Annotated in this window: 20 protein-coding genes; 7 read left to right on the top strand and 13 right to left on the bottom strand. The window is 69.4% G+C overall.

Annotated elements, in window-relative coordinates; translation table 11 throughout:
* Positions 1-31 precede the first annotated feature (31 nt).
* Complete coding sequence (locus AB0H43_RS21620; protein ID WP_253762227.1) at positions 32-529, top strand: transcriptional regulator; 498 nt, start codon at positions 32-34, stop codon at positions 527-529.
* 55 nt (positions 530-584) lie between these two features.
* Here the strand turns inward: AB0H43_RS21620 and nusB are convergent, their stop codons facing one another.
* From nusB to AB0H43_RS21585, 7 genes are all read right to left on the bottom strand, one after another.
* Complete coding sequence (gene nusB / locus AB0H43_RS21615) at positions 585-992, bottom strand: transcription antitermination factor NusB (RefSeq protein WP_360001702.1); 408 nt, start codon at positions 990-992, stop codon at positions 585-587.
* Positions 993-1043: 51 nt separating this feature from the next.
* The gene (gene efp / locus AB0H43_RS21610; RefSeq protein WP_360001584.1) at positions 1044-1601 is read right to left on the bottom strand and encodes an elongation factor P; all 558 of its coding nucleotides are present in this window, start codon (positions 1599-1601) and stop codon (positions 1044-1046) included.
* Positions 1602-1665: 64 nt separating this feature from the next.
* Positions 1666-2121 carry a type II 3-dehydroquinate dehydratase gene (gene aroQ / locus AB0H43_RS21605; RefSeq protein ID WP_360001582.1) on the bottom strand — a complete coding sequence of 152 codons (456 nt, stop codon included), beginning with the start codon at positions 2119-2121 and terminating at the stop codon, positions 1666-1668.
* Positions 2118-3182: a 3-dehydroquinate synthase gene (gene aroB / locus AB0H43_RS21600; RefSeq protein WP_360001580.1), complete on the bottom strand. Its 1065-nt coding sequence runs from the start codon at positions 3180-3182 to the stop codon at positions 2118-2120. The genes aroQ and aroB overlap by 4 nt, the downstream gene beginning before the upstream one ends.
* A 79-nt stretch (positions 3183-3261) precedes the next feature.
* On the bottom strand, positions 3262-3765 hold the full coding sequence (locus AB0H43_RS21595) for a shikimate kinase (protein ID WP_360001578.1): 504 nt from the start codon (positions 3763-3765) through the stop codon (positions 3262-3264).
* Positions 3762-4940 carry a chorismate synthase gene (gene aroC, locus AB0H43_RS21590; protein WP_360001577.1) on the bottom strand — a complete coding sequence of 393 codons (1179 nt, stop codon included), beginning with the start codon at positions 4938-4940 and terminating at the stop codon, positions 3762-3764. Before aroC ends, AB0H43_RS21595 begins: the two co-directional genes overlap by 4 nt.
* A 100-nt stretch (positions 4941-5040) precedes the next feature.
* Positions 5041-5304: a hypothetical protein gene (locus AB0H43_RS21585; protein ID WP_360001575.1), complete on the bottom strand. Its 264-nt coding sequence runs from the start codon at positions 5302-5304 to the stop codon at positions 5041-5043.
* Between the two features lie 80 nt (positions 5305-5384).
* Between AB0H43_RS21585 and AB0H43_RS21580 the strand changes: the two genes are divergently transcribed.
* The 5 genes from AB0H43_RS21580 to AB0H43_RS21560 all read left to right on the top strand — a co-directional run bounded on the left by AB0H43_RS21580 (position 5385) and on the right by AB0H43_RS21560 (position 11490).
* Positions 5385-5987 (top strand): class I SAM-dependent methyltransferase, encoded by a 603-nt coding sequence (locus AB0H43_RS21580; RefSeq protein WP_360001573.1) that lies wholly within the window; start codon positions 5385-5387, stop codon positions 5985-5987.
* A 31-nt stretch (positions 5988-6018) separates the two neighbouring features.
* A complete protein-coding gene (locus AB0H43_RS21575; protein WP_360001572.1) occupies positions 6019-7257 on the top strand; it encodes an MFS transporter in 1239 nt (412 codons plus the stop codon).
* A 66-nt stretch (positions 7258-7323) separates the two neighbouring features.
* On the top strand, positions 7324-8514 hold the full coding sequence (locus AB0H43_RS21570; RefSeq protein ID WP_360001570.1) for a Bcr/CflA family multidrug efflux MFS transporter: 1191 nt from the start codon (positions 7324-7326) through the stop codon (positions 8512-8514).
* 169 nt (positions 8515-8683) lie between these two features.
* Complete coding sequence (locus tag AB0H43_RS21565) at positions 8684-9040, top strand: VOC family protein (protein ID WP_360001568.1); 357 nt, start codon at positions 8684-8686, stop codon at positions 9038-9040.
* Between the two features lie 101 nt (positions 9041-9141).
* Entirely contained in the window at positions 9142-11490 is a 2349-nt protein-coding gene (locus tag AB0H43_RS21560) for an excinuclease ABC subunit UvrA (protein ID WP_360001567.1), read from the top strand.
* Between the two features lie 155 nt (positions 11491-11645).
* Here AB0H43_RS21560 and AB0H43_RS21555 read toward each other — a convergent pair whose 3' ends face one another.
* Positions 11646-12461 carry a shikimate dehydrogenase gene (locus AB0H43_RS21555; RefSeq protein ID WP_360001565.1) on the bottom strand — a complete coding sequence of 272 codons (816 nt, stop codon included), beginning with the start codon at positions 12459-12461 and terminating at the stop codon, positions 11646-11648.
* Positions 12462-12549: 88 nt separating this feature from the next.
* On the opposite strand from AB0H43_RS21555, the gene AB0H43_RS21550 reads away from it, so the two are divergent.
* Positions 12550-13110 (top strand): peptidoglycan-binding protein, encoded by a 561-nt coding sequence (locus tag AB0H43_RS21550; RefSeq protein WP_360001563.1) that lies wholly within the window; start codon positions 12550-12552, stop codon positions 13108-13110.
* Between the two features lie 56 nt (positions 13111-13166).
* On the opposite strand, the gene mltG is transcribed toward AB0H43_RS21550, so the two are convergent.
* From mltG to AB0H43_RS21525, 5 genes are read right to left on the bottom strand one after another with little or no spacing between them, the layout of a single operon-like run.
* Positions 13167-14945 (bottom strand): endolytic transglycosylase MltG, encoded by a 1779-nt coding sequence (mltG, locus tag AB0H43_RS21545; protein ID WP_360001561.1) that lies wholly within the window; start codon positions 14943-14945, stop codon positions 13167-13169.
* Positions 14942-15439: a Holliday junction resolvase RuvX gene (ruvX, locus tag AB0H43_RS21540; protein WP_360001559.1), complete on the bottom strand. Its 498-nt coding sequence runs from the start codon at positions 15437-15439 to the stop codon at positions 14942-14944. Before ruvX ends, mltG begins: the two co-directional genes overlap by 4 nt.
* Positions 15436-18120, bottom strand: coding sequence for an alanine--tRNA ligase (gene alaS, locus AB0H43_RS21535; protein ID WP_360001557.1), 2685 nt, complete (start codon positions 18118-18120; stop codon positions 15436-15438). Before alaS ends, ruvX begins: the two co-directional genes overlap by 4 nt.
* Positions 18117-18443: a hypothetical protein gene (locus tag AB0H43_RS21530; protein WP_360001700.1), complete on the bottom strand. Its 327-nt coding sequence runs from the start codon at positions 18441-18443 to the stop codon at positions 18117-18119. The genes alaS and AB0H43_RS21530 overlap by 4 nt, the downstream gene beginning before the upstream one ends.
* Positions 18444-18445: 2 nt before the next feature.
* On the bottom strand, positions 18446-18901 hold the full coding sequence (locus AB0H43_RS21525; RefSeq protein WP_253762196.1) for a DUF948 domain-containing protein: 456 nt from the start codon (positions 18899-18901) through the stop codon (positions 18446-18448).
* Between the last annotated feature and the right edge of the window lie 77 nt (positions 18902-18978).

Genomic DNA, 18978 nt, shown 5'->3' with positions numbered 1-18978 from the left:
ACTCGTGGATCAGCACTGTGGGAGGGTCTGAATGTCGACGGAATACTCCAGGTCACTGGGTGCCCGGCTGCGCTCGATCCGCACTCAGCAGGGCCTCTCCCTGCAGGGCGTGGAGGAGAAGTCGAACGGCCGCTGGAAGGCCGTGGTGGTCGGCTCCTACGAACGCGGCGACCGCGCGGTGACCGTCTCGCGCCTGGCCGAGCTGGCCGATTTCTACCGCGTGCCGGTCTCCGAGCTGCTCCCCGACGGTGCTGAGGTGAAGCAGAGCGAGGAGCGCGCCACCAAGATCGTCCTGGACCTCGAGAAGCTCTACGAGTCCTCGAACGAGGAGCTGGGCTACGTCGCCCGGTACGCCCGAGCCATCCAGCAGCAGCGCGGCGACTACAACGGCCGCATCCTGTCGATCCGCGCGGACGACATGCGGGCGCTGGCCATCATGTACGACAAGTCGCCGTCGGAGTTCACCGACCGGCTCGCCGAGCTGGGCGTCCTCGTCCCCGATCCGCGGGCGTTCTTCGCGGGCAGCTGACCGCCGTCGTGAAAAAGCCGCCCCGAGGGGCGGCCTTTTCGTATGCGGCAAGCGCTCAGTGGGCGTAGTCGGCTATGCGGCCGAGGATCCCGTTCAGGAAGCGCGGTGAGTCGTCGGTCGAGAGTTCCTTGGCGAGTTCGACCGCCTCGGTGATCGCCACCGGATCGTCCACGTCCTCGACGTAGAGCAGTTCGTAGACGGCGATCCGGGCCAGGTTGCGGTCGACCACCGGCATGCGGTCGATCGTCCAGCCCTCGGCGTAGCTCGCGATGAGCTCGTCGATCCGGTCGAGGTGGGCGGAGACGCCCTCCACCAGCGACACGGCGTACGGCAGGTGCTCCGGGCGCGGATACTCCAGGCGCTCGACATACTCCGACAGGGTCTTGGCGATGTTGCGGTCGCGCAGGTCGGCCTCGTAGAGGACGTCCAGTGCCCGCTTGCGCGCCTTGCGGCGAGCGGGCATCTGCGACTTCGGTGCCTCAGCCATGTGCCACCCCTGCGGTGTGCGGAGCCATCAGGAACGGCCCAGGTAACGCCCGTCGCGGGTGTCGACCTTGATCTTCTCGCCGGTGGTGATGAACAGCGGCACCTGCACGGTCGCGCCGGTCTCGATGGTCGCCGGCTTGGTGCCGCCGGTGGAGCGGTCGCCCTGCAGACCGGGCTCGGTGTAGGTGACCTCCACCATGACCGAGGTCGGGAGCTCGACGTAGAGCGGCTCACCCTCGTGGGTGGCCACGACGACCTCGGCCTCGGGCAGCAGGTAGTTGGCGTTTCCGCCCACGGTGGCCCCGGAGACGTGGATCTGGTCGTAGGTGTCCAGGTCCATGAAGACGAAGTCCTCGCCGTCGGCGTACAGGTACTGCATCGAACGCTTGTCGACGTTGGCGGTCTCGACCTTGGTGCCGGCGTTGAAGGTCTTGTCGACGACCTTGCCCGAGAGCACGTGCTTGAGGGTGGTCCGCACGAACGCGGGCCCCTTGCCGGGCTTGACGTGCTGGAACTCGACCACACTCCACAGCTCGTTGTCGAGGTTGAGCACCATGCCGTTCTTGAGGTCGTTCGTGCTGGCCACTGGAAAAGCTCCCGGGTATGCGAAATTGATAACGAACAAGCCGGACCAGTTTACCGGCCGGTCATCAGGCCGCTGGAGCCGAGGTGTCGGTGATCACCCGGGACAGGTGGGACAGGGCGAGCCGGTAGCCGTCGACACCCAGCCCGGCGATGACCCCGGTCGCCACGGCGGAGATCACCGAGTGGTGGCGGAACTCCTCCCGCGCGTGGATGTTCGAGATGTGCACCTCGACCAGCGGGGCCTTCAGCATCGCGCAGGCGTCCCGGAGGGCGTACGAGTAGTGGCTCCAGGCCGCCGAGTTGAGCACCACGGGGGCCGCCTCGTCGGCGGCGGCGTGCAGCCAGTGGATCAGTTCGGCCTCGTCGTCGGTCTGGCGGCACTCCACGTCGAGGCCGAGCCGCTCACCCTCCGCGACGCACATCTTGACCAGGTCCTCGTAGCTGGTCGCGCCGTAGATCAGGGTCTGCCGGGTGCCGAGCCGGCCCAGGTTCACCCCGTTCAGGACATAAACCTTCGTCACCGTACTAGCTCCTCGTAGGCGGCGCGCAGCAGCGCCTCGTCCTCGATCGGCACGGTCACCGGCTTGGCCACCTCGTCCAGCAGGACGAAGCGCAGCGCGGCGCCGCGCGCCTTCTTGTCCACGCGCATCGCGGGCAGCAACTGATCCCACGCGTCCGCACGGTAGGTCACCGGCAGCTCCAGGTCGGCCAAGATCCGCCGAGTCCGGTCCACCACGTCGACCCGCCCGGTACGCCGGGACAGCAGCGCGGCGTACACCATCCCGACCGCGACGGCGTGCCCGTGCGGCCAGGCGTAGCCCTCGACCCGTTCGATGGCGTGCCCGAGGGTGTGCCCGTAGTTGAGGATCTCGCGGCGGCCCTGTTCGGTCAGGTCCTCCGCGACCACCTCGGCCTTGACGCGTACCTTCCGCTCGATCAGCTCGCGCAGGACGGACCCGGCGGGGTCGGTCGCGGCCCGCAGGTCGGCCTCGAACAGGTCGAGGATGACCGGGTCGGCGATGAACCCGCCCTTGACCACCTCCGCGAGCCCGGCGCGCAGCTGGTCTCCGGGCAGGGTGTCGAGCGCGGACAGTTCGCACAGGACGCCGGCCGGCGGGTGGAACGCGCCGACGAGGTTCTTGCCGGCGGCGACGTTGATCCCGGTCTTGCCCCCGATCGCGGCGTCGACCATGCCGTTGACGCTGGTCGAGACCGGAATCCAGGCGACGCCGCGCAGCCAGCAGGCGGCCACGTAGCCGGCGAGGTCGGTCGCTGCTCCCCCGCCGACGCCGACCACGACGTCGGAGCGGGTGAACCCGGCCGCCCCGAGCGCGTCCCAGCACAGCTGGGCGGTCGCGAGCGTCTTGCCCGCCTCGGCGTCCGGGATCTCGATCGGCAGGACGGTGACGCCGGCGTCGATCAGCTCGTGCGCCGCGTGCTGCGCGTAGTGCTCGACCGACCGGGTGAAAATCACCGCCGCCCGAGTGGCCTTGCCGGTCAGCCGCCCCAGCTCTCCGTGGAGTCCCCTCCCCACCAACACCTCGTACGGCTTCGCCCCGCCGACCTCGATGCGCGTGATCATTGCGTCAGCCATGCTGTTGAAATGGACATTTTCCCTCTTGAAACGACGTGGCTGGCGCAATGATCACGCGAGGCGGTGATCATGCCAGAAGGGCGGTCAGCTCGGCGGCGATGTCGGCGGGCTCGCGCCCGTCCGTCTTCACCGTGATGGTCGCGACCTCTTCGTACAGCGGACGCCGTTGGTCCAGGAGGTACTTCAGGGTGGCCCGGGGGTTCAGCTCCAGCAGCGGCCGACCTTGCCCGAGCCCGATGCGCTGCACCGCGTCGGGCAGCTCGACGCTCAGATAGACGACGGTATGCCCGGCGAGCAGCGCCCGGGTCTGCTCGGCGAGGATCGCCCCGCCGCCGAGCGACACGACACCCTCGTGGTCGGTCAGCGCGGCGGCGACGGCCGCGCGTTCGAGCGCCCGGAAATGCTCCTCGCCGTCGTCGACGAAGATGTCCGAGATCGGCTTCCCGGCGCTCGCGACGATGTCGGCGTCGACGTCCCGGAACGGTACGCCCAGCGCCTCGGCCAGCAGCTCGCCGACGGTGGTCTTGCCGCTGCCGGGCGCGCCGACCAGCACCGCGGTCGGCCGGCTCATCGGATCACCAGGTTCTCGAGGTAGCCGTCGAGGTTCCGGCGGATCTCGGCGACCGAGTCCCCGCCGAACTTCTCCAGCGCCGCCTCGGCGAGCACCAGCGCCACCATCGCCTCGGCGACCACGGCCGCGGCCGGGACGGCGCAGACGTCGGATCGCTGGTTGATCGCGGTCGCCGACTCGCCGGTCGTCACATCGATCGTGTTCAGTGCCCGGTTGAGCGACGAGATCGGCTTCATCGCCGCGCGTACGCGCACAGGCTGGCCGTTGGTGATGCCGCCTTCCAGCCCGCCCGCGTGGTCGGTGTTGCGCAGTACGCCGTCCGGGCTCGGGAAGATCTCGTCGTGCGCGACCGAGCCCCGCGACCGGGCCTGCAGCCAGGCGTCGCCGATCTCCACACCCTTGATGGCCTGGATCGACATCAGGGCGGCCGACAGCCGCGAGTCGAGCTTGCGATCCCACTGCGTGTGGCTGCCCAGGCCCGGCGGCACGCCGTAGGCCAGCACCTCGACGACGCCGCCCAGCGTGTCGGCGTCCTTCTTCGCCGCGTCGACCTCGGCGACCATCGCCACGCTCGCCTCGGGGTCGAGGCAGCGCAACGGGTCGGCGTCGATCCGCTCGGCGTCGGCGGGCACCGGCACGAGCCCCGGCTTGGCCGCGACCGAGCCCAGCTCGACGACGTGCGAGACGATCTCGATGCCGAGGCCCTGCTTCAGCAGCGCCTTGGCGACCGCGCCCACGGCCACCCGGGCCGCGGTCTCGCGAGCGCTGGCCCGTTCCAGGATCGGCCGGGCGTCGGTGTGCCCGTACTTCTGCATCCCCGCCAGGTCGGCATGGCCGGGCCGGGGCCGGGTCAGCGGCGCGTTGCGGGCCTGGGCGGCGAGCAGCTCCGGGTCGACCGGATCGGCCGCCATCACCGTCTCCCACTTCGGCCACTCCGAATTGCCGACGATGATCGACACCGGGCTGCCGAGGGTCAGTCCGTGGCGTACACCGCCGGTCACGGTGACGACGTCCTGCTCGAACGACATGCGGGCGCCCCGGCCATAACCCAGCCGCCGCCGGGCCAGGTCACGGCCGATCTCGGCGCTCGTGATCTCGATACCGGCGGGCAGGCCGTCCAGCACGGCCGTCAGCGACGGCCCGTGCGACTCCCCTGCGGTCAACCAACGCAACACCTGATCAGTCTGTCACGCGCCGCGGGCGGCCTTCGCCACGCCGTGCCCCGCGTCTCACATTGGGGTACGCCCAGCGGCGTACCTGCGACGCGTCGCCGGGTCAGGTGCGGTCGCGGAGGTATGCGAGGGCCTCGGCGAGGGTTTCGAAGACCTGGTCGTAGCCCGCGTGGATGTACTCGGGCTCGGTGATGACCGTGACGCCCCACTGCGACCGGTCGGCCATCCCGTCGAGGACGGCGACCCGGTTGTGGCGGTAGATCGTCACGGCGATCGCACCGGTCGGATAGTCCAGCACGTCGACCGCGACGTCACCGAGGAACTCGATGACGAGTCGATGCAGCCGCTGCAGCTCCACGGCGTCCAACCGGCCTCCCACCAGCGTCCCACCAGATTGTCGCCCGCACGGGGAGCGGCAACATTAACGCCGGGCGTACGCTCCACGCCATGGCCGACGCGGTGTCCGTTACCCGATCGACGTACGACGTGATCGCCGCGCGGTTCGCCGAGGCGCAGGCGGCGGGCTATCCGGAGTTGACGGACGACCTGAACTGGCTGGCCGGCCGCGTTTCCACGGGTTCTCGGGTGGCCGACGTCGGCTGTGGGCCCGGCCGGGATCTGGCTCTGCTGCGGGCGATCGGCTTCCGCGCGGTCGGACTGGACCTGTCGGCCGAGATGCTGCGTGCCGGTGGGCAACCGGGGGTGGCCCAGGCCGACATGCGTACGCTGCCGCTGCGGGACGGGTGCCTCGACGGGCTGTGGTGCCAGGCGGCGCTGCTCCACATCCCCCACGCCGACGTTCCCCGTGTCCTGGCCGAGTTCGCCCGCGTGGTGCGGCCGGGCGGAGCGGTGCACCTCGTGGTCGCCGAAGGGGACGGCGAGCGCTGGGAGCGCCATGGTTATGGCGGCGACGGGTTGCGGTGGTTCGCGTACCACCGGCTCGAATCGCTCTCCGCGCTGATGGCTGGGGCCGGGCTGACCGTCGTCGAGGCGGCGCACCGGTCACATCACCGGGCGTGGCTGGGCGTACGCGCGGCCAAACCGGTTTGATCACCGTCGCCGAAAACAGCAGGATGGCGGCGTGACCACCGCCGACACCGCCCCGCCGAGCTATCGCGACCTCTTCGCGTACCCCCGTTATCTGACCTTCTGGCTCGGCCAGGTGACCAGCGTCGTCGGGAGTTCGGTCTCCCTGATCGCCCTGCCCGCGCTCGTCCTGCCGGCCCGGGGACCGGCCGCGTTCGGCCTGGTGATCGCGGCTCAGGCGCTGGCCGGCGTGCTGCTGTTGCTGTTCGGCGGGGTGATCGCCGACCGCTACTCCCGCAGCGTGGTCATGGCGATCTCGGACGCCGTCTGCGTCGTCGGGGTCGCCGGATTCCTCGCCTTCGCCCAGTCCGGGCCGCTGGCGCTGCTCATGGCGGCCGCCTGTCTGGTCGGCGTGGGTGGCGCGATCTATCAGCCCGCGCACCGGGCCGCCATGCCGCAGGTCGTCCCGGCGGAGCTGCTGCAGAAGGCGAACGCGCTCGAATCGGCGACGAAACGGCTGGGTGCGGCCGGCGGCGCGCTGCTCGGCGGCGTACTGATCGCGACGGTCGGCGCCCGGGGCGCGTTCGTCGTCGACCTCGCCACCTACGCCGTCAGCCTGGTGACGCTGCTCTGGCTGCGGCTGCCCGCCCTGCGGACGGGGGATGTGCAGCCGGGCGTACGCGCCGTGCTCGCCGAGGCCCGCGACGGCGTGCAGGAGGTACGCCGCCGCCCCTGGGCGCTGGTGATCATGATTCAGGGGACGTTGCAGGTGTTCTTCCTGTTCGCCCCCAATTACGCGCTCGTCCCGATCGTCAGCCAGCAGCGCTGGGGGCCGGAGGCGTACGGGTGGCTGTCGGCCTCCGCGTCCATCGGGATGATGCTGGGCTCGGCCGTCGCCGGGAAGATCCGGACGAACCGCCCGGGGCTGTGGGCGATGAACGCCCTGGTGCCCTGCGCCATCCTCCCGCTCTGCCTGGCCCTGCCGGTGTCGCTGCCGCTGTGGTGCCTGGTCGAGATTCTGGCCTGGGGCGGGATCGGCATCTTCTTCGTGCTCTGGTTCACCGCGCTGCAGACCGAGTTCCCCGCCGAGGTGCACGGCCGGGTCTTCTCGCTGGAGTCCATCGGCAACTTCGCCCTCCAGCCCATCGCGATCGCGGTCGCGCCGCTGCTCGCCTCCACCATCGGCATGGGCGCCTTCGTGGCGATCGCCGTCTTCGTGATGGTCGCCTCGACGTACGGCGTCTTCCTGGTACGAGGCGTCACGGAGTTGCGGTCGCCCCGACCTGTCGTGTGACGATCACTACTCTCGGCGTATCAAGAAATGGAAAGAATGAGCGACGCGTTGGCGGAGCATGTGACCGTGCGTGTGCGACCTGGCCTGCTCTTGACCGTCCTAGGTGGATTGAGCGCGGTCGGCGCGTTCTCCTTCGACATGTACCTGCCGGCCTTCCCCGCGATCGCCGACGACCTGACCGTGGCCCCGGCCGAGGTGCAGCTCACGCTGACCGCGGCGCTGGTGGGCCTCGGCATCGGGCAGTTGCTGGGCGGGCCGATCTCGGACCGGTTCGGCCGGCGCGGCCCGGTGCTGGCCGGAACGGCCCTGTTCGCGGTCACCTCGGTGCTCATCGCGTTCGCCCCCAGCATTCCGATCCTGGTGGCGTTGCGGCTGCTTCAGGGCATCGGCGGCGGGTTCGGCACGGCGATCTCCCGCGCGGTCGTCCGTGACCTCTACTCGGGGGCCGAGGCCTCCCGCTATCTGTCGCGCATCCTGCTCGTCTTCGGCGTCGCGCCGGTGGTGGCCCCGACCGTCGGCGCGGCGGTCCTGCGGTACACCAGCTGGCGCGGCATCTTCGTGCTGCTGGCGATCTACGGGGTGCTGTTGGGCGTCGCGATCCTTCGATTCCTGCCGGAGACCCTGCCCTCCTCGGCTCGGCGGCCGGGTGGGCTGACGACGGTGCTGCGCGGCTTCGGCCAGCTGGCCACCGACCGCCGTTACCTGGGCTACTCGCTGGCCGGTGGACTCAGCTTCGCCGGACTCTTCGCCTACCTGTCCGGCAGTTCGTTCGTCCTCCAGGACGTCTTCGGAGTGTCGCCGCAGACCTACGGCCTGATCTTCGGGCTCAACGCGATCGCCCTGGTCACCGCCGGGCAGATCTCGGCCCGCATCGTCGGCCGCCGTACGCCCCGCACCCTGCTCTTCACCGCGCTGTTCATCGGGCTGGGAGCGACCGCCGTGCTGGTGGCCGGGGCGGAGGCGGGCAGCCTGCCACTGGTGATGATCCCGCTGTTCCTGTTCATCGGCAGCCTGGGCGTGGTCTTCCCGAACAGCACCGCCCTCGCGCTCGACCAGCACCCCGAGATGGCCGGGACGGCCGCCGCCTTCATGGGCGCGACCCAGTCCGCCATCAGCGCCGTCGCCGGCCCGCTCGTCGCCGCACTGGGCGCCGCGAGCGGCGTGCCCATGGCGGCCGTGATGCTCGGCTTCGCGTTCGCCTCGCTGGTCGTGGTCTCCCTGCTGACGCGGGCTCAGCGCCCGCTCTCCTTCGCCTGATCATTGCGCCAGCCATGCTGTTTCGCGCTGCGAAATGTCCGTTCTCACAGCATGGCTGGCGCAATGATCACCAAGCAGTCGGTTGAGGATCCATCAGGAATGGAGAAGCACGGCCCACTCCCAGCACGTAGCGTGAGCTCAGAGGGCAAATCGTCGACTAGGAGTAACCATGACTGACGTCTCCAACGAGGGCATCAAGACCGTTCTGCACCCGGTGTCCGATCTGGCGGCCGCGAAGGCGGTCTACACCGCGCTGCTCGGCATCGAGCCGCAGGCCGACTCGGAGTACTACGTCGGCTACGACCTCGCGGGCCAGCACATCGGACTCGTGCCGCAGGGCGGGCCGCAGAGCATGTCGTCGCCGGTGGCGTACTGGCACGTCTCGGACATCGCCGCGAAGCTGGCGGAGATCACCGCCGCGGGCGGGAAGGTGAAGGACGAGCCGCGCGAGGTCGGCCCCGGCCGCACGGTGGCCACGTTCACCGACGCCGACGGCAACGTGCTGGGCCTCCTCGAGGACAAGTGACTCTGGGACAAGTAACCGGTCGCAGTGAGCCGGGTCCGCCGATTGTCGGCGGTCCCGGCTACTTTGGTCCGACCGAGTCAGACACGAGGGACGGAGTGACGATGCACGCTGCCGACAGCCATGACTTGATCCGGGTGCACGGAGCACGCGAGAACAATCTCAAGGACGTCAGCATCGAGATCCCCAAGCGCCGGCTGACCGTGTTCACCGGGGTGTCCGGATCGGGCAAGAGTTCGCTGGTGTTCGACACGATCGCCGCCGAGTCGCAGCGGATGATCAACGAGACCTACAGCGCCTTCGTCCAGGGTTTCATGCCGACGCTGTCGCGCCCCGAGGTCGACGTCCTCGACGGGCTGACCACCGCGATCATCGTGGACCAGGAGCGGATGGGCGCCAACGTCCGCTCGACCGTCGGCACCGCCACCGACGCCAACGCCATGCTGCGCATCCTGTTCAGCCGGCTGGGGCAGCCGCACATCGGCTCGCCCAACGCGTTCTCCTTCAACGTCCCCTCGGTCAGCGGCACCGGTGCGATCACCGTCGAGCGCGGCGAGGGCAAGACCGAGACGTTCACCCGCACCAGCACCGGCGGCATGTGCCCGCGGTGTGAGGGCATGGGCTCGGTCAGCGACTTCGACCTCACGGCGCTCTTCGACGAGACGAAGTCGCTCAACGAGGGCGCCTTGACCATCCCCGGATACAGCATGGACGGCTGGTACGGCCGGATCTATCGCGGTTGCGGGTTCTTCGACCCGGACAAGCCGATCAAGAAGTTCACCAAGAAGGAACTGGACGACCTGCTCCGCAAGGAGCCGACCAAGATCAAGGTCGAGGGCATCAACCTCACCTACGAGGGCCTGATCCCGAAGATTCAGAAGTCGTTCCTGTCCAAGGACGTCGACGCCCTGCAGCCGCACATCCGGGCCTTCGTCGAGCGGGCCGTCACGTTCACGACCTGCCCGGAGTGCGAGGGGACCCGGCTCGCCGCGCCCGCCCGGTCGTCGAAGATCAAGGGCATCACCATCGCCGACGCCTGCGCGATGCAGATCAGCGACCTCTCCGAGTGGGTACGCGGTCTCGGCGAGCCGTCGGTCGCTCCCCTGCTGACCGCGTTGCAGCAGACGCTGGACTCGTTCGTCGAGATCGGCCTCGGCTACCTGTCCCTCGATCGGCCGTCGGGCACGCTGTCGGGCGGTGAGGCGCAGCGGACGAAGATGATCCGGCACCTCGGCTCCTCGCTGACCGACGTGACCTACGTGTTCGACGAGCCCACGATCGGCCTGCACCCGCACGACATCCAGCGGATGAACAACCTCCTCCAGCGGTTGCGCGACAAGGGCAACACGGTCCTGGTGGTCGAGCACAAGCCGGAGGCGATCGCGATCGCCGACCACGTCGTCGACCTCGGTCCCGGTGCGGGGTCGGCCGGTGGCGAGGTGATGTTCGAGGGCACCGTCGAGGGTCTGCGTGCCAGCGGGACGCTGACCGGCCGGCACCTCGACGACCGGGCCGCGCTCAAGGCCAAGGTACGCAAGCCGACCGGCAAGCTGGAGATCCGCAAAGCCGGTACGCACAACCTCCAGAACGTGGACGTCGACATTCCGTTGGGCGTACTGGTGGTGGTGACCGGGGTGGCGGGCTCCGGCAAGAGTTCGCTGATCCACGGCTCGGTATCCAAACTCGACGGCGTGGTGAGCGTCGACCAGACGGGCATCCGGGGTTCCCGGCGCAGCAATCCGGCCACCTACACGGGTCTGCTCGACCCGATCCGCAAGGCCTTCGCGAAGGCCAACGGCGTGAAGCCGGCCCTGTTCAGCGCCAACTCCGAGGGCGCCTGCCCGGCCTGCAACGGCGCCGGGGTCATCTACACCGACCTCGGCATCATGGCGCAGGTCGCGACGGTCTGCGAGGAATGCGAGGGCAAGCGCTTCCAGGCGTCCGTCCTCGATTACCGCCTCGGCGGCCGGAACATCGCCGAAGTGCTGGCGATGCCGGTGACGGAGGCCGAGGAGTTCTTCGGCTCCGGCGAAGCGCGTACGCCGGCCGCGCACGCGATCCTCGACCGGCTGGCCGACGTCGGCCTCGGCTACCTGAGCCTCGGCCAGCCGTTGACCACCCTGTCCGGCGGCGAACGGCAGCGCCTCAAGCTGGCCGTGCACATGGCCGAGAAGGGCGGCGTCTACGTGCTCGACGAGCCGACCAACGGCCTGCACCTCGCCGACGTCGAGCACCTACTCGGGTTGCTCGACCGGCTGGTCGACGCCGGCAAGTCGGTGATCGTCATCGAGCACCACCAGGCCGTCATGGCCCACGCCGACTGGATCATCGACCTCGGGCCGGGCGCGGGTCACGACGGTGGCCGGATCGTCTACGAAGGGACCCCCGCCGACCTCGTGAAGAAGCGCTCGACCCTGACCGGCGAGCACCTGTCCCGCTACATCGGCGCCTAACGTCCCCTGATGGCGCCCTCTCCGCCGCGGGCCGCGCTGGATCAGGGTTCTCGGTCGAATCTTGGGCCAAGATTCGACCCGGATCCCTGATCCAGCCGAAAGCCGGCGCGAAAGCGAGTCGGCGCGAAAGCGGGCCGGGCCCGTGCAGCGGTTTGTCAGGCGGCGGTGAAGAGGGCCGTCCGCATGGCCTCGACCGGCGCGCTGACCCCCGTGAACATCTCGAACTGGTGCACCGCCTGGGCCAGCAGCAGGTCGAGGCCCGACACGATCCGGCAGCCCTCAGCCGCGGCCGATCCCGCCAACGGGGTCGGCCAAGGCTTGTAGACCGCGTCGAACACAACGGTTTCGGCACGCCACGGCACCACGAGGTCGTCGGCGACTCCGAACGGCAAGGTCGACACCACGACGTCGGCTCCGGCGACCTGCTCGGGCGACGGCCACGGCACGTGGACCAGCTCCGGCAGGCCGAGCAGCTCCGCGACCGGCCGCAGCTCGTCCACCGCCGCTGCCCGCCGCGCGTGCACCTCGACGGTAGCCGCCTTCAACTCCCCGGCCGCTGCCAACGCCGCACGGGCGGTGCCACCAGCCCCGAGGATCGCCACCCGCTGCGCGCTCGTGACTCCGGCCCACCCCAACGCGTCCACCATGCCAGGCGCGTCGGTGTTCTCCGCACGCCAGCCGCCGGACGGCAGGCGTACGAGGGTGTTGCAGGCGCCGAGGGCGGCGGCGGTCGGGGCTACCTCGTCGGCGACGGTCAGCCCAGCCTCCTTGAGCGGCATCGTCAGGGAAAGACCGGCCCACTCCGGCCCCAGCTCCGCGATCAGCCCCGGCAAGCGGTCGATCGAGCATTCGATCCGCTCGTACGCCCACCCGCCGAGCCCTGCCGCGGCGTACCCGGCGTTGTGGATCACCGGGGACAGCGAGTGCTCGATCGGCTGACCGAGGACGGCCGCCCTGTGCTGGGCTGACATTCGGCACCCCCTACGAACCCGTGTATTTCCGTATTCTCATGGATCACTGGTTCCGATTCCGGGGCCGGTGACTCACGGGAGGAACGACATGGGGAATCGTACAAAACGCGTCCTGCTGGCCTTCACCTCGGCCGCCGCCATCGCCGCCAGCCTGACGATCGCAGCACCCGCGCAGGCCAACACCTCGGAAGGCTTCATCGCCGGGGCCGGCGCCATCAGGAACGACTTCGGTGACGAAGGGGTGCTGTCGTCCAGCTCGCATCGCTTCAGCGGAGCGACGTTGCTGTGGCAGTGGATCCTCTGGGCCGACGGCACCAAGGAGAGCGACGGGACCACGTTCGACGTGGCCGACGTCGACTGCGACTTCGGCCCCAACACGACGGCCACCACCAGGAACTGGCAACGCGACCACGGCGTCGGCGTCGACGGAGTCGTCGGGACCGAGACCTTCGGCCGCGCGGACGACCAGCTCGAAGCCCCGCTCGGCGACTCGGTGGGCAACGCTCAGTATCACGGCAAGGTCCACGTGCTGTATCTGATGCGGGACTTCAGCACGCCGTCGTACATGAACGGCTACGTCATCCTGAACCAGACGGGGGGCCAAGGCTCCTGGCGGGCCTACTACAACTCCGCGCCCGATTACTGCTGAGCCCGGAAATCGAATGAGCCCGGACGCGTCGCGTCCGGGCTCATTCGCGTATCACGTCACGTACAGAGGTCGCCGTACAGCACGCCGTTCTTGCAGGCTGTCCTGATGAGGGCGTCGAACTCCGTCTGAGAGTGCGCGTAGCCCATGGTGCCCTTCTTGTCGATCGACATGAAGTAGGTCCAGTTTCCGGCGGCCGGCGCCATCGCCCCTTGCAGAGCGGCCTTGCCCGGGTTGGAGATAGGCCCGGCCGGCATGCCCTTCGCCGGCGGCGTGCTGCCGTTGACGTGCGTCCGATAGGGGCTCTTGGTGTCCATCTGTTCGGCGGTGGTGATGTCGTTCGAGTCCTTCGCCTTCTTGCCCGAGATCCGCAGCCAGTAGTTGACCGCGCTGTCGACCTGCAGGCAGTTGCACGGGAAGTCCTTGTACGCCCGGTTGTAGAGCACCCGGGCCACCTTCGGGAGATCCTTGTCGAACATGATCTCCTTCTGTCCGATCGAGGCGGCGATGAGCGCCTCGTAGGGCGAGATGGCGAGGTTCTTCTGGACGTTCTCGGCGAAGCCCATCTCCCCGGTGACAGTGAGGAAGTGGCTCACCATCAACTTCAGCGCCGACTCGGCTGTCGCGTTCGGCGGGAACGCGTACGTCTCCGGGAACAGGAAGCCCTCGATCGCGCCGACGCCGGTGGCGGCCTTCTTGCCGTCCTTGCGGACGAACCACCAGTCCGGGATGCCCAGTGCCTTCGGGTTCGCGGCCGCCTTCTTGAAGTCCTCGACCGGGATCTTCAGTTCCTTGGACAGCAACGCGTAGATGTCGATGCTGATCATGCCCTCGGCGATGGTCACCTGATGGACGTTGCGGTTCTTGGGGTCGAGCATCGCGGCGACGGCGGCCTTGCCGCTCATCTGCTTGTGCATGTTGTAGAACCCGGCCTGGATGTTCTTGGCCTTCGGTTCGGCTTCGGCGGCCGAGACGAACGCCTTGTAGCTCTTCACGACATCCGCTGCCACGAGCGTGTTGGCGATGTCGCCGAGCAGCTGACCGTCCTTGACCTCGATCATCACCGTCTCGGCGGTGCCGTCGCCGTCGTAGTCGGGCGTCAGGAAGTAGCCCGCGACCTTGTCGTACGCCAGGTAGGCGCCGCCGCCGAGCGCGCCGAGCAGGAGCAGCGTCATGAAGAGGGCGAGGAAGCTGCGGCCCCGGCGCTTCTTCTTCGTCTTGCGCGGGCGGCGTTTGCCGCCGTCGTCGTCGTCGCGATAGTCGCCGCCGCCGGGCAGGAGACCGGGGCCGTCGGCGTCGTAGCCCTCTTCGAGGAAGCCGCCGCGCCGGGAACCGGTGTCGTAGCGGTCGTCGAGCTTGCGGTACGCCCGCGACCCGGTGTCGTATCGGGGATCGGGCTCGTAGCGGGGCTCACCGTCGTAGCGCGGGTCGTAGCCACCTTGCGAACCGGTGTCGTACCGGGGGTCGGCGTCGTACCGGGGCTCTTGCCCGTAACGGGGGTCGTAGCCGCGTTGCCCGCCGGTGTCGTAGCGGGGATCCGGGGCGTACCGGGGATCCGGCGCGTAGCGCGGGTCCTGGTCGTAGCGGGGGTCGTAGCCACGCTGTGCGCCCGTGTCGTACCGAGGATCGCTGTCGTGGCGGGGGTCAGTGTCGTACCGGGGCTCATAGCCACCACGCGACTGCGCGCCGGAACCAGCCCAACCACCCTGCTGCTGCCACTGGTCTTGACGCGCGTCCGGCCGGCGGGATTCGGCGCCACTGTCCCAGCGCTCGGTCCGTCGGCGCCGGCCACGACCGCGATCATGATCCTCGAAGTCGAGGTTCAGGTCGTCGATCATCCTTGCCTCCGTCGACTCTCCAGGTAGTGCTGCAGGATCTCTACGGCGGCCGCCTGATCCACGACGGCTCGCTGGCGTTTTCCCTTCACGCCTCGATCGGAGAGCCTACGGGCTGCCGTAACGGTTGACATCCTCTCGTCCGCCATGACAATTGGCACGGGAGCGATGACTTCGGCCAAAACCCGGACATAATCGCGAACCTTTTTCGCGGCCGGACCTTCCATTCCCGCAAGGTTCACTGGTAAACCCACGACCACCTCTACGCTGTCATGTTCAGTCACGAGGCGCGCGATCTCAGCGATATCAGCCGGTACGCCCACAGTGGCGGACCGGATCCCGGCGGTGTCGAGGACCGAGACGTCGACCGAGTTGTCCCGGGCGAGGGTGAGGAGAGGGGTGGCGAGGATGCCGTCGGGGTCGCACTTGGCGACCCCGACGCGTACCGAACCCACGTCGATGCCGAGGCGTACGCCCCGGACCCACGGAGACGTCACGCGGCCTGCCGGACCGCGTCCTCGACGGCGGCGAGCAGCTTCGGCGCCTCCTCGGCCGGCAGGCCACCGCCCTGGGCGAGGTCGGCGTTGCCACCACCCCGTCCCGACAGCGCGCCCTTGACGAGCGCCGAGGCGTCGAAGCCACGGGCGCGGGCGGCCCCGTTGACCGCGACGATCAGCGACGCCTTGCCGTTGGCGCGGGCCGCCACGGCGACCACGCCCGGCCGGTCGGCCGCGATCTTCCCGCGGACCTCCTGGGCCAGCGTGCGTACGTCGTTGGCAGCTGCGCCCTCGGGGGCCTCGGTGCCGACGAAGGCCACGCCGCCGAGGTCGGTCGCCGAACCGGCCAGCGACGCCGCCCCGGCCAGCACCATCTGCGCCCGCATCTTCTCGAGTTCCCGCTCGGCGTCGCGCAGCTGCGCCACCGTCTGCTCGACCCGGTCGGCGACCTGGTCGTTCGGCACCCGGTACAGCTCGGCCAGCCGCGACACCAGCAGGTGCTCCTTGGCGAGATAGCTGAACGCGTCCAGGCCGACGAGCGCCTCCACCCGGCGTACGCCGGAGCCGATGGACGACTCGGAGAGGATCTTCACCAGACCCAGCTGGCCGGAGCGCTCGGTGTGCGTACCGCCGCACAGCTCGCGGGCGTAGTCGCCGACCTCGACGACTCGCACGACGTCGCCGTACTTCTCGCCGAACAGGGCCATCGCGCCCATCGCCCGCGCCTCGGCCTGCGAGGTCAGGAACGCCCGGACCTCCAGGTCCTCCAGCAGGACCTCGTTGATCTTCTGCTCGACGTCCACCAGAACGCTGCCGGGCACCGCGCCCGGAGTGTTGAAGTCGAACCGCAGCCGGCCGGGGGCGTTGAGCGAACCGGCCTGGGTCGCCGCCTCGCCGAGGAAGTTCCGCATCGTCTGGTGCACCAGGTGGGTCGCCGTGTGCGCCCGCGAGATCGCCTTGCGGCGGGTGATGTCGATCTCGGCGAAGCCGGCCTCGCCCGCCCGGACCTCGCCGGACAGCACCTTGACCTTGTGCACGATCAGACCCGGGATCGGCTTCTGCACGTCGAGGACCTGCACCCGCCCCGAGCCGACGGTGATGTATCCGGTGTCGGCCTGCTGACCGCCGCCCTCGGCGTAGAACGGGGTGGTGTCGAGCACCAGCTCGATCAGGTCGCCCTCGCCGGCCACCGTCAGCGCCTCACCGGCCGGCGTCAGCAGACTGCGTACGCGCGACTCGCGGGCGATCTCGGCGTACCCGGTGAACTGAACCTCGCCGCCCGACTCCAGCGAACCCCGGTACGCCGACAGGTCGGCATGCCCCGTCTTGCGCGCCTGGGCGTCGGCCTTGGCCCGCTTACGCTGCTCGGCCATCAGCGACCGGAAGCCGTCGGTGTCCACCGACAGGCCCTGCTCGGCCGCGATCTCCAGGGTCAAGTCGATCGGGAAGCCGTACGTGTCGTGCAGCTGGAACGCCTTGTCGCCGGACAGCGTGCCGCCGCTGGCCTGCTTCGTCTCCGCGATCGCGGTGTCGAGGATCGTCGTGCCGGCCCGCAGGGTCGACAGGAACGCGTCCTCCTCCGCGTACGCGTACTGCGAGATGCGCTCGAAGTCGGTGGCCAGCTCGGGGTAGGACGGGGACATGCAGTCGCGCGCCACCGGCAGCAGCTGCGGCAGGGCCGGCTCCTGCCAGCCCAGCAGACGCATGGCCCGGATGGATCGCCGCATGATGCGGCGCAGCACGTAGCCCCGGCCCTCGTTGGACGGGGTGACCCCGTCGCCGATCAGCATCAGCGCCGTGCGTACGTGGTCGGCGATGACGCGCAGCCGGACGTCGTCGGGGTGCGACTCGCTGGCGGTGTGGGTGTGCGTGACGTTGTACCGCTTGCCGGTCATCTCGCACGCCTTGTCGATCAGCGGGCGGACCTCGTCGATCTCGTAGAGGTTGTCGACACCCTGCATGATCGAGGCCATCCGCTCCAGGCCCATGCCGGTGTCGATGTTCTTCGCCGGCAGCTCGCCCAGGATCGGGTAGTTCTCCTTGTCGGTGCCCGGGCCGCGCTCGAACTGCATGAAGACGTTGTTCCAGATCTCCATGTAGCGGTCCTCGTCGACGGCCGGACCGCCCTCCCGCCCGTATGCCGGACCGCGGTCGACGTAGATCTCCGAGCAGGGGCCGCACGGGCCAGGGATGCCCATCGACCAGAAGTTGTCGGCCTTGCCCCGGCGGACGATCCGCTCGGCCGGCAGCCCGACGCCGCGCCAGTAGTCGATGGACTCGTCGTCGTCGAGGTAGACGGTCGCCCAGATCTTCTCCGGGTCGAGGCCGAACCCGCCGGCCTCGATCGGGTTGGTGATCAGCTCCCAGGACAGCTTGATCGCCTCGGCCTTGAAGTAGTCGCCGAAGGAGAAGTTGCCGTTCATCTGGAAGAACGTGCCGTGCCGGCTGGTCTTGCCGACCTCGTCGATGTCCGGCGTCCGGATGCACTTCTGGACGCTGACGGCGCGCTTGAACGGCGCGGGCTGCTGGCCGAGGAAGTACGGCACGAACTGCACCATGCCGGCGTTGATGAACAACAGGTTCGGATCGTCGATGGCGGGCAACGGGGCGCTGGGCACCACCGTGTGACCGTTCGCCTCGAAGTGGGCCAGGAACCGGCGCTTGACCTCGGCGGTTCTCATCGGCTTGTGTCACCTTCCTGCTGTTCTCTGAAGTACTGGCTCGAATAGAACTTCTCCCCGACCCCGCGAGCCCAGGGCAGGGCCGTGGCGTCGTCGAGCGCCACGCCGTCGGCGAACGCCCGGTGTATCTCATCTTCCCGCTCGGCCATGCCGTCGCGGACGTCCTCCACGAACTCGCGCACGGTCTCCCCGATCCCGCCGATCGAGGAGGACACGCTCTCGGCGATGCCACCGGGCGTCAGCCGCTGCATGCGCTTGCTCACCGCGCGTACGACCAAGGCCCCGATGGCCAGCCCCGCGCCCAGCCAGAGCAGCCGCTTCACCACTACCGCCCCCTCGCGGCCTTGCGCTGCGCCTTGAGCGTCGCGCGGACTGCCTTCTCGTCGTCGGCCTGGCGGCGCGCGGAGTTGGCGCGGCGCAGGCCGTAGCTGAACGCGGCCGCCTTGACCAGCGGGCTCGACGCCGCGGCCGAGACGACGCCGACCAGGTTGGCCACGTTGGCGGTGGCGGCCTGGGCGTGCTGCGTCATGGTGTCGACCCGGGCGAGCTGCACGTTCACCCCGTCCAGGGTGACCTGGACCTGGCCGAGCGCGGTGTTCACGTTGTCCACCGTGCCGTGCACCTCGTCGAGCAGCGGACCTGTGCGGACCTGAACATCCTTCAGGGTCTGCGTCGCGGCGTCGATGGTGTGCCGCAGCCGCAGCACGGGCACGACCAATGCGAGCATCAGCACCGCGAACGCCCCCGCGGCGACCAACGCCGCGATCTCCCAACCACGCATGGCGCGGCCTCCCTCGACTCAGCCCGACGTGCAGACCTTACCTTTTCGGCCGCGTTGCGCCCCTTGCGCCCCGCTGA

The sequence above is a fragment of the Hamadaea sp. NPDC050747 genome (assembly GCF_040654195.1).
Classification (GTDB): Bacteria; Actinomycetota; Actinomycetes; order Mycobacteriales; family Micromonosporaceae; genus Hamadaea.
The sequence above is the reverse complement of the archived record's forward strand: the minus strand, read 5'-3'. Positions and strand labels throughout refer to the sequence as shown.

Coding starts and splice junctions, on each gene's coding strand:
- AB0H43_RS21620 (WP_253762227.1), top strand. CDS start 32: ATGTCGACGGAATACTCCAGGTCACTGGGTGCCCGGCTGCGCTCGATC.
- nusB (WP_360001702.1), bottom strand. CDS start 992: ATGCCCGCTCGCCGCAAGGCGCGCAAGCGGGCACTGGACGTCCTCTAC.
- aroB (WP_360001580.1), bottom strand. CDS start 3,182: ATGATCACGCGCATCGAGGTCGGCGGGGCGAAGCCGTACGAGGTGTTG.
- AB0H43_RS21595 (WP_360001578.1), bottom strand. CDS start 3,765: ATGAGCCGGCCGACCGCGGTGCTGGTCGGCGCGCCCGGCAGCGGCAAG.
- AB0H43_RS21580 (WP_360001573.1), top strand. CDS start 5,385: ATGGCCGACGCGGTGTCCGTTACCCGATCGACGTACGACGTGATCGCC.
- AB0H43_RS21565 (WP_360001568.1), top strand. CDS start 8,684: ATGACTGACGTCTCCAACGAGGGCATCAAGACCGTTCTGCACCCGGTG.
- AB0H43_RS21560 (WP_360001567.1), top strand. CDS start 9,142: ATGCACGCTGCCGACAGCCATGACTTGATCCGGGTGCACGGAGCACGC.
- AB0H43_RS21555 (WP_360001565.1), bottom strand. CDS start 12,461: ATGTCAGCCCAGCACAGGGCGGCCGTCCTCGGTCAGCCGATCGAGCAC.
- AB0H43_RS21550 (WP_360001563.1), top strand. CDS start 12,550: ATGGGGAATCGTACAAAACGCGTCCTGCTGGCCTTCACCTCGGCCGCC.
- mltG (WP_360001561.1), bottom strand. CDS start 14,945: ATGATCGACGACCTGAACCTCGACTTCGAGGATCATGATCGCGGTCGT.
- alaS (WP_360001557.1), bottom strand. CDS start 18,120: ATGAGAACCGCCGAGGTCAAGCGCCGGTTCCTGGCCCACTTCGAGGCG.
- AB0H43_RS21525 (WP_253762196.1), bottom strand. CDS start 18,901: ATGCGTGGTTGGGAGATCGCGGCGTTGGTCGCCGCGGGGGCGTTCGCG.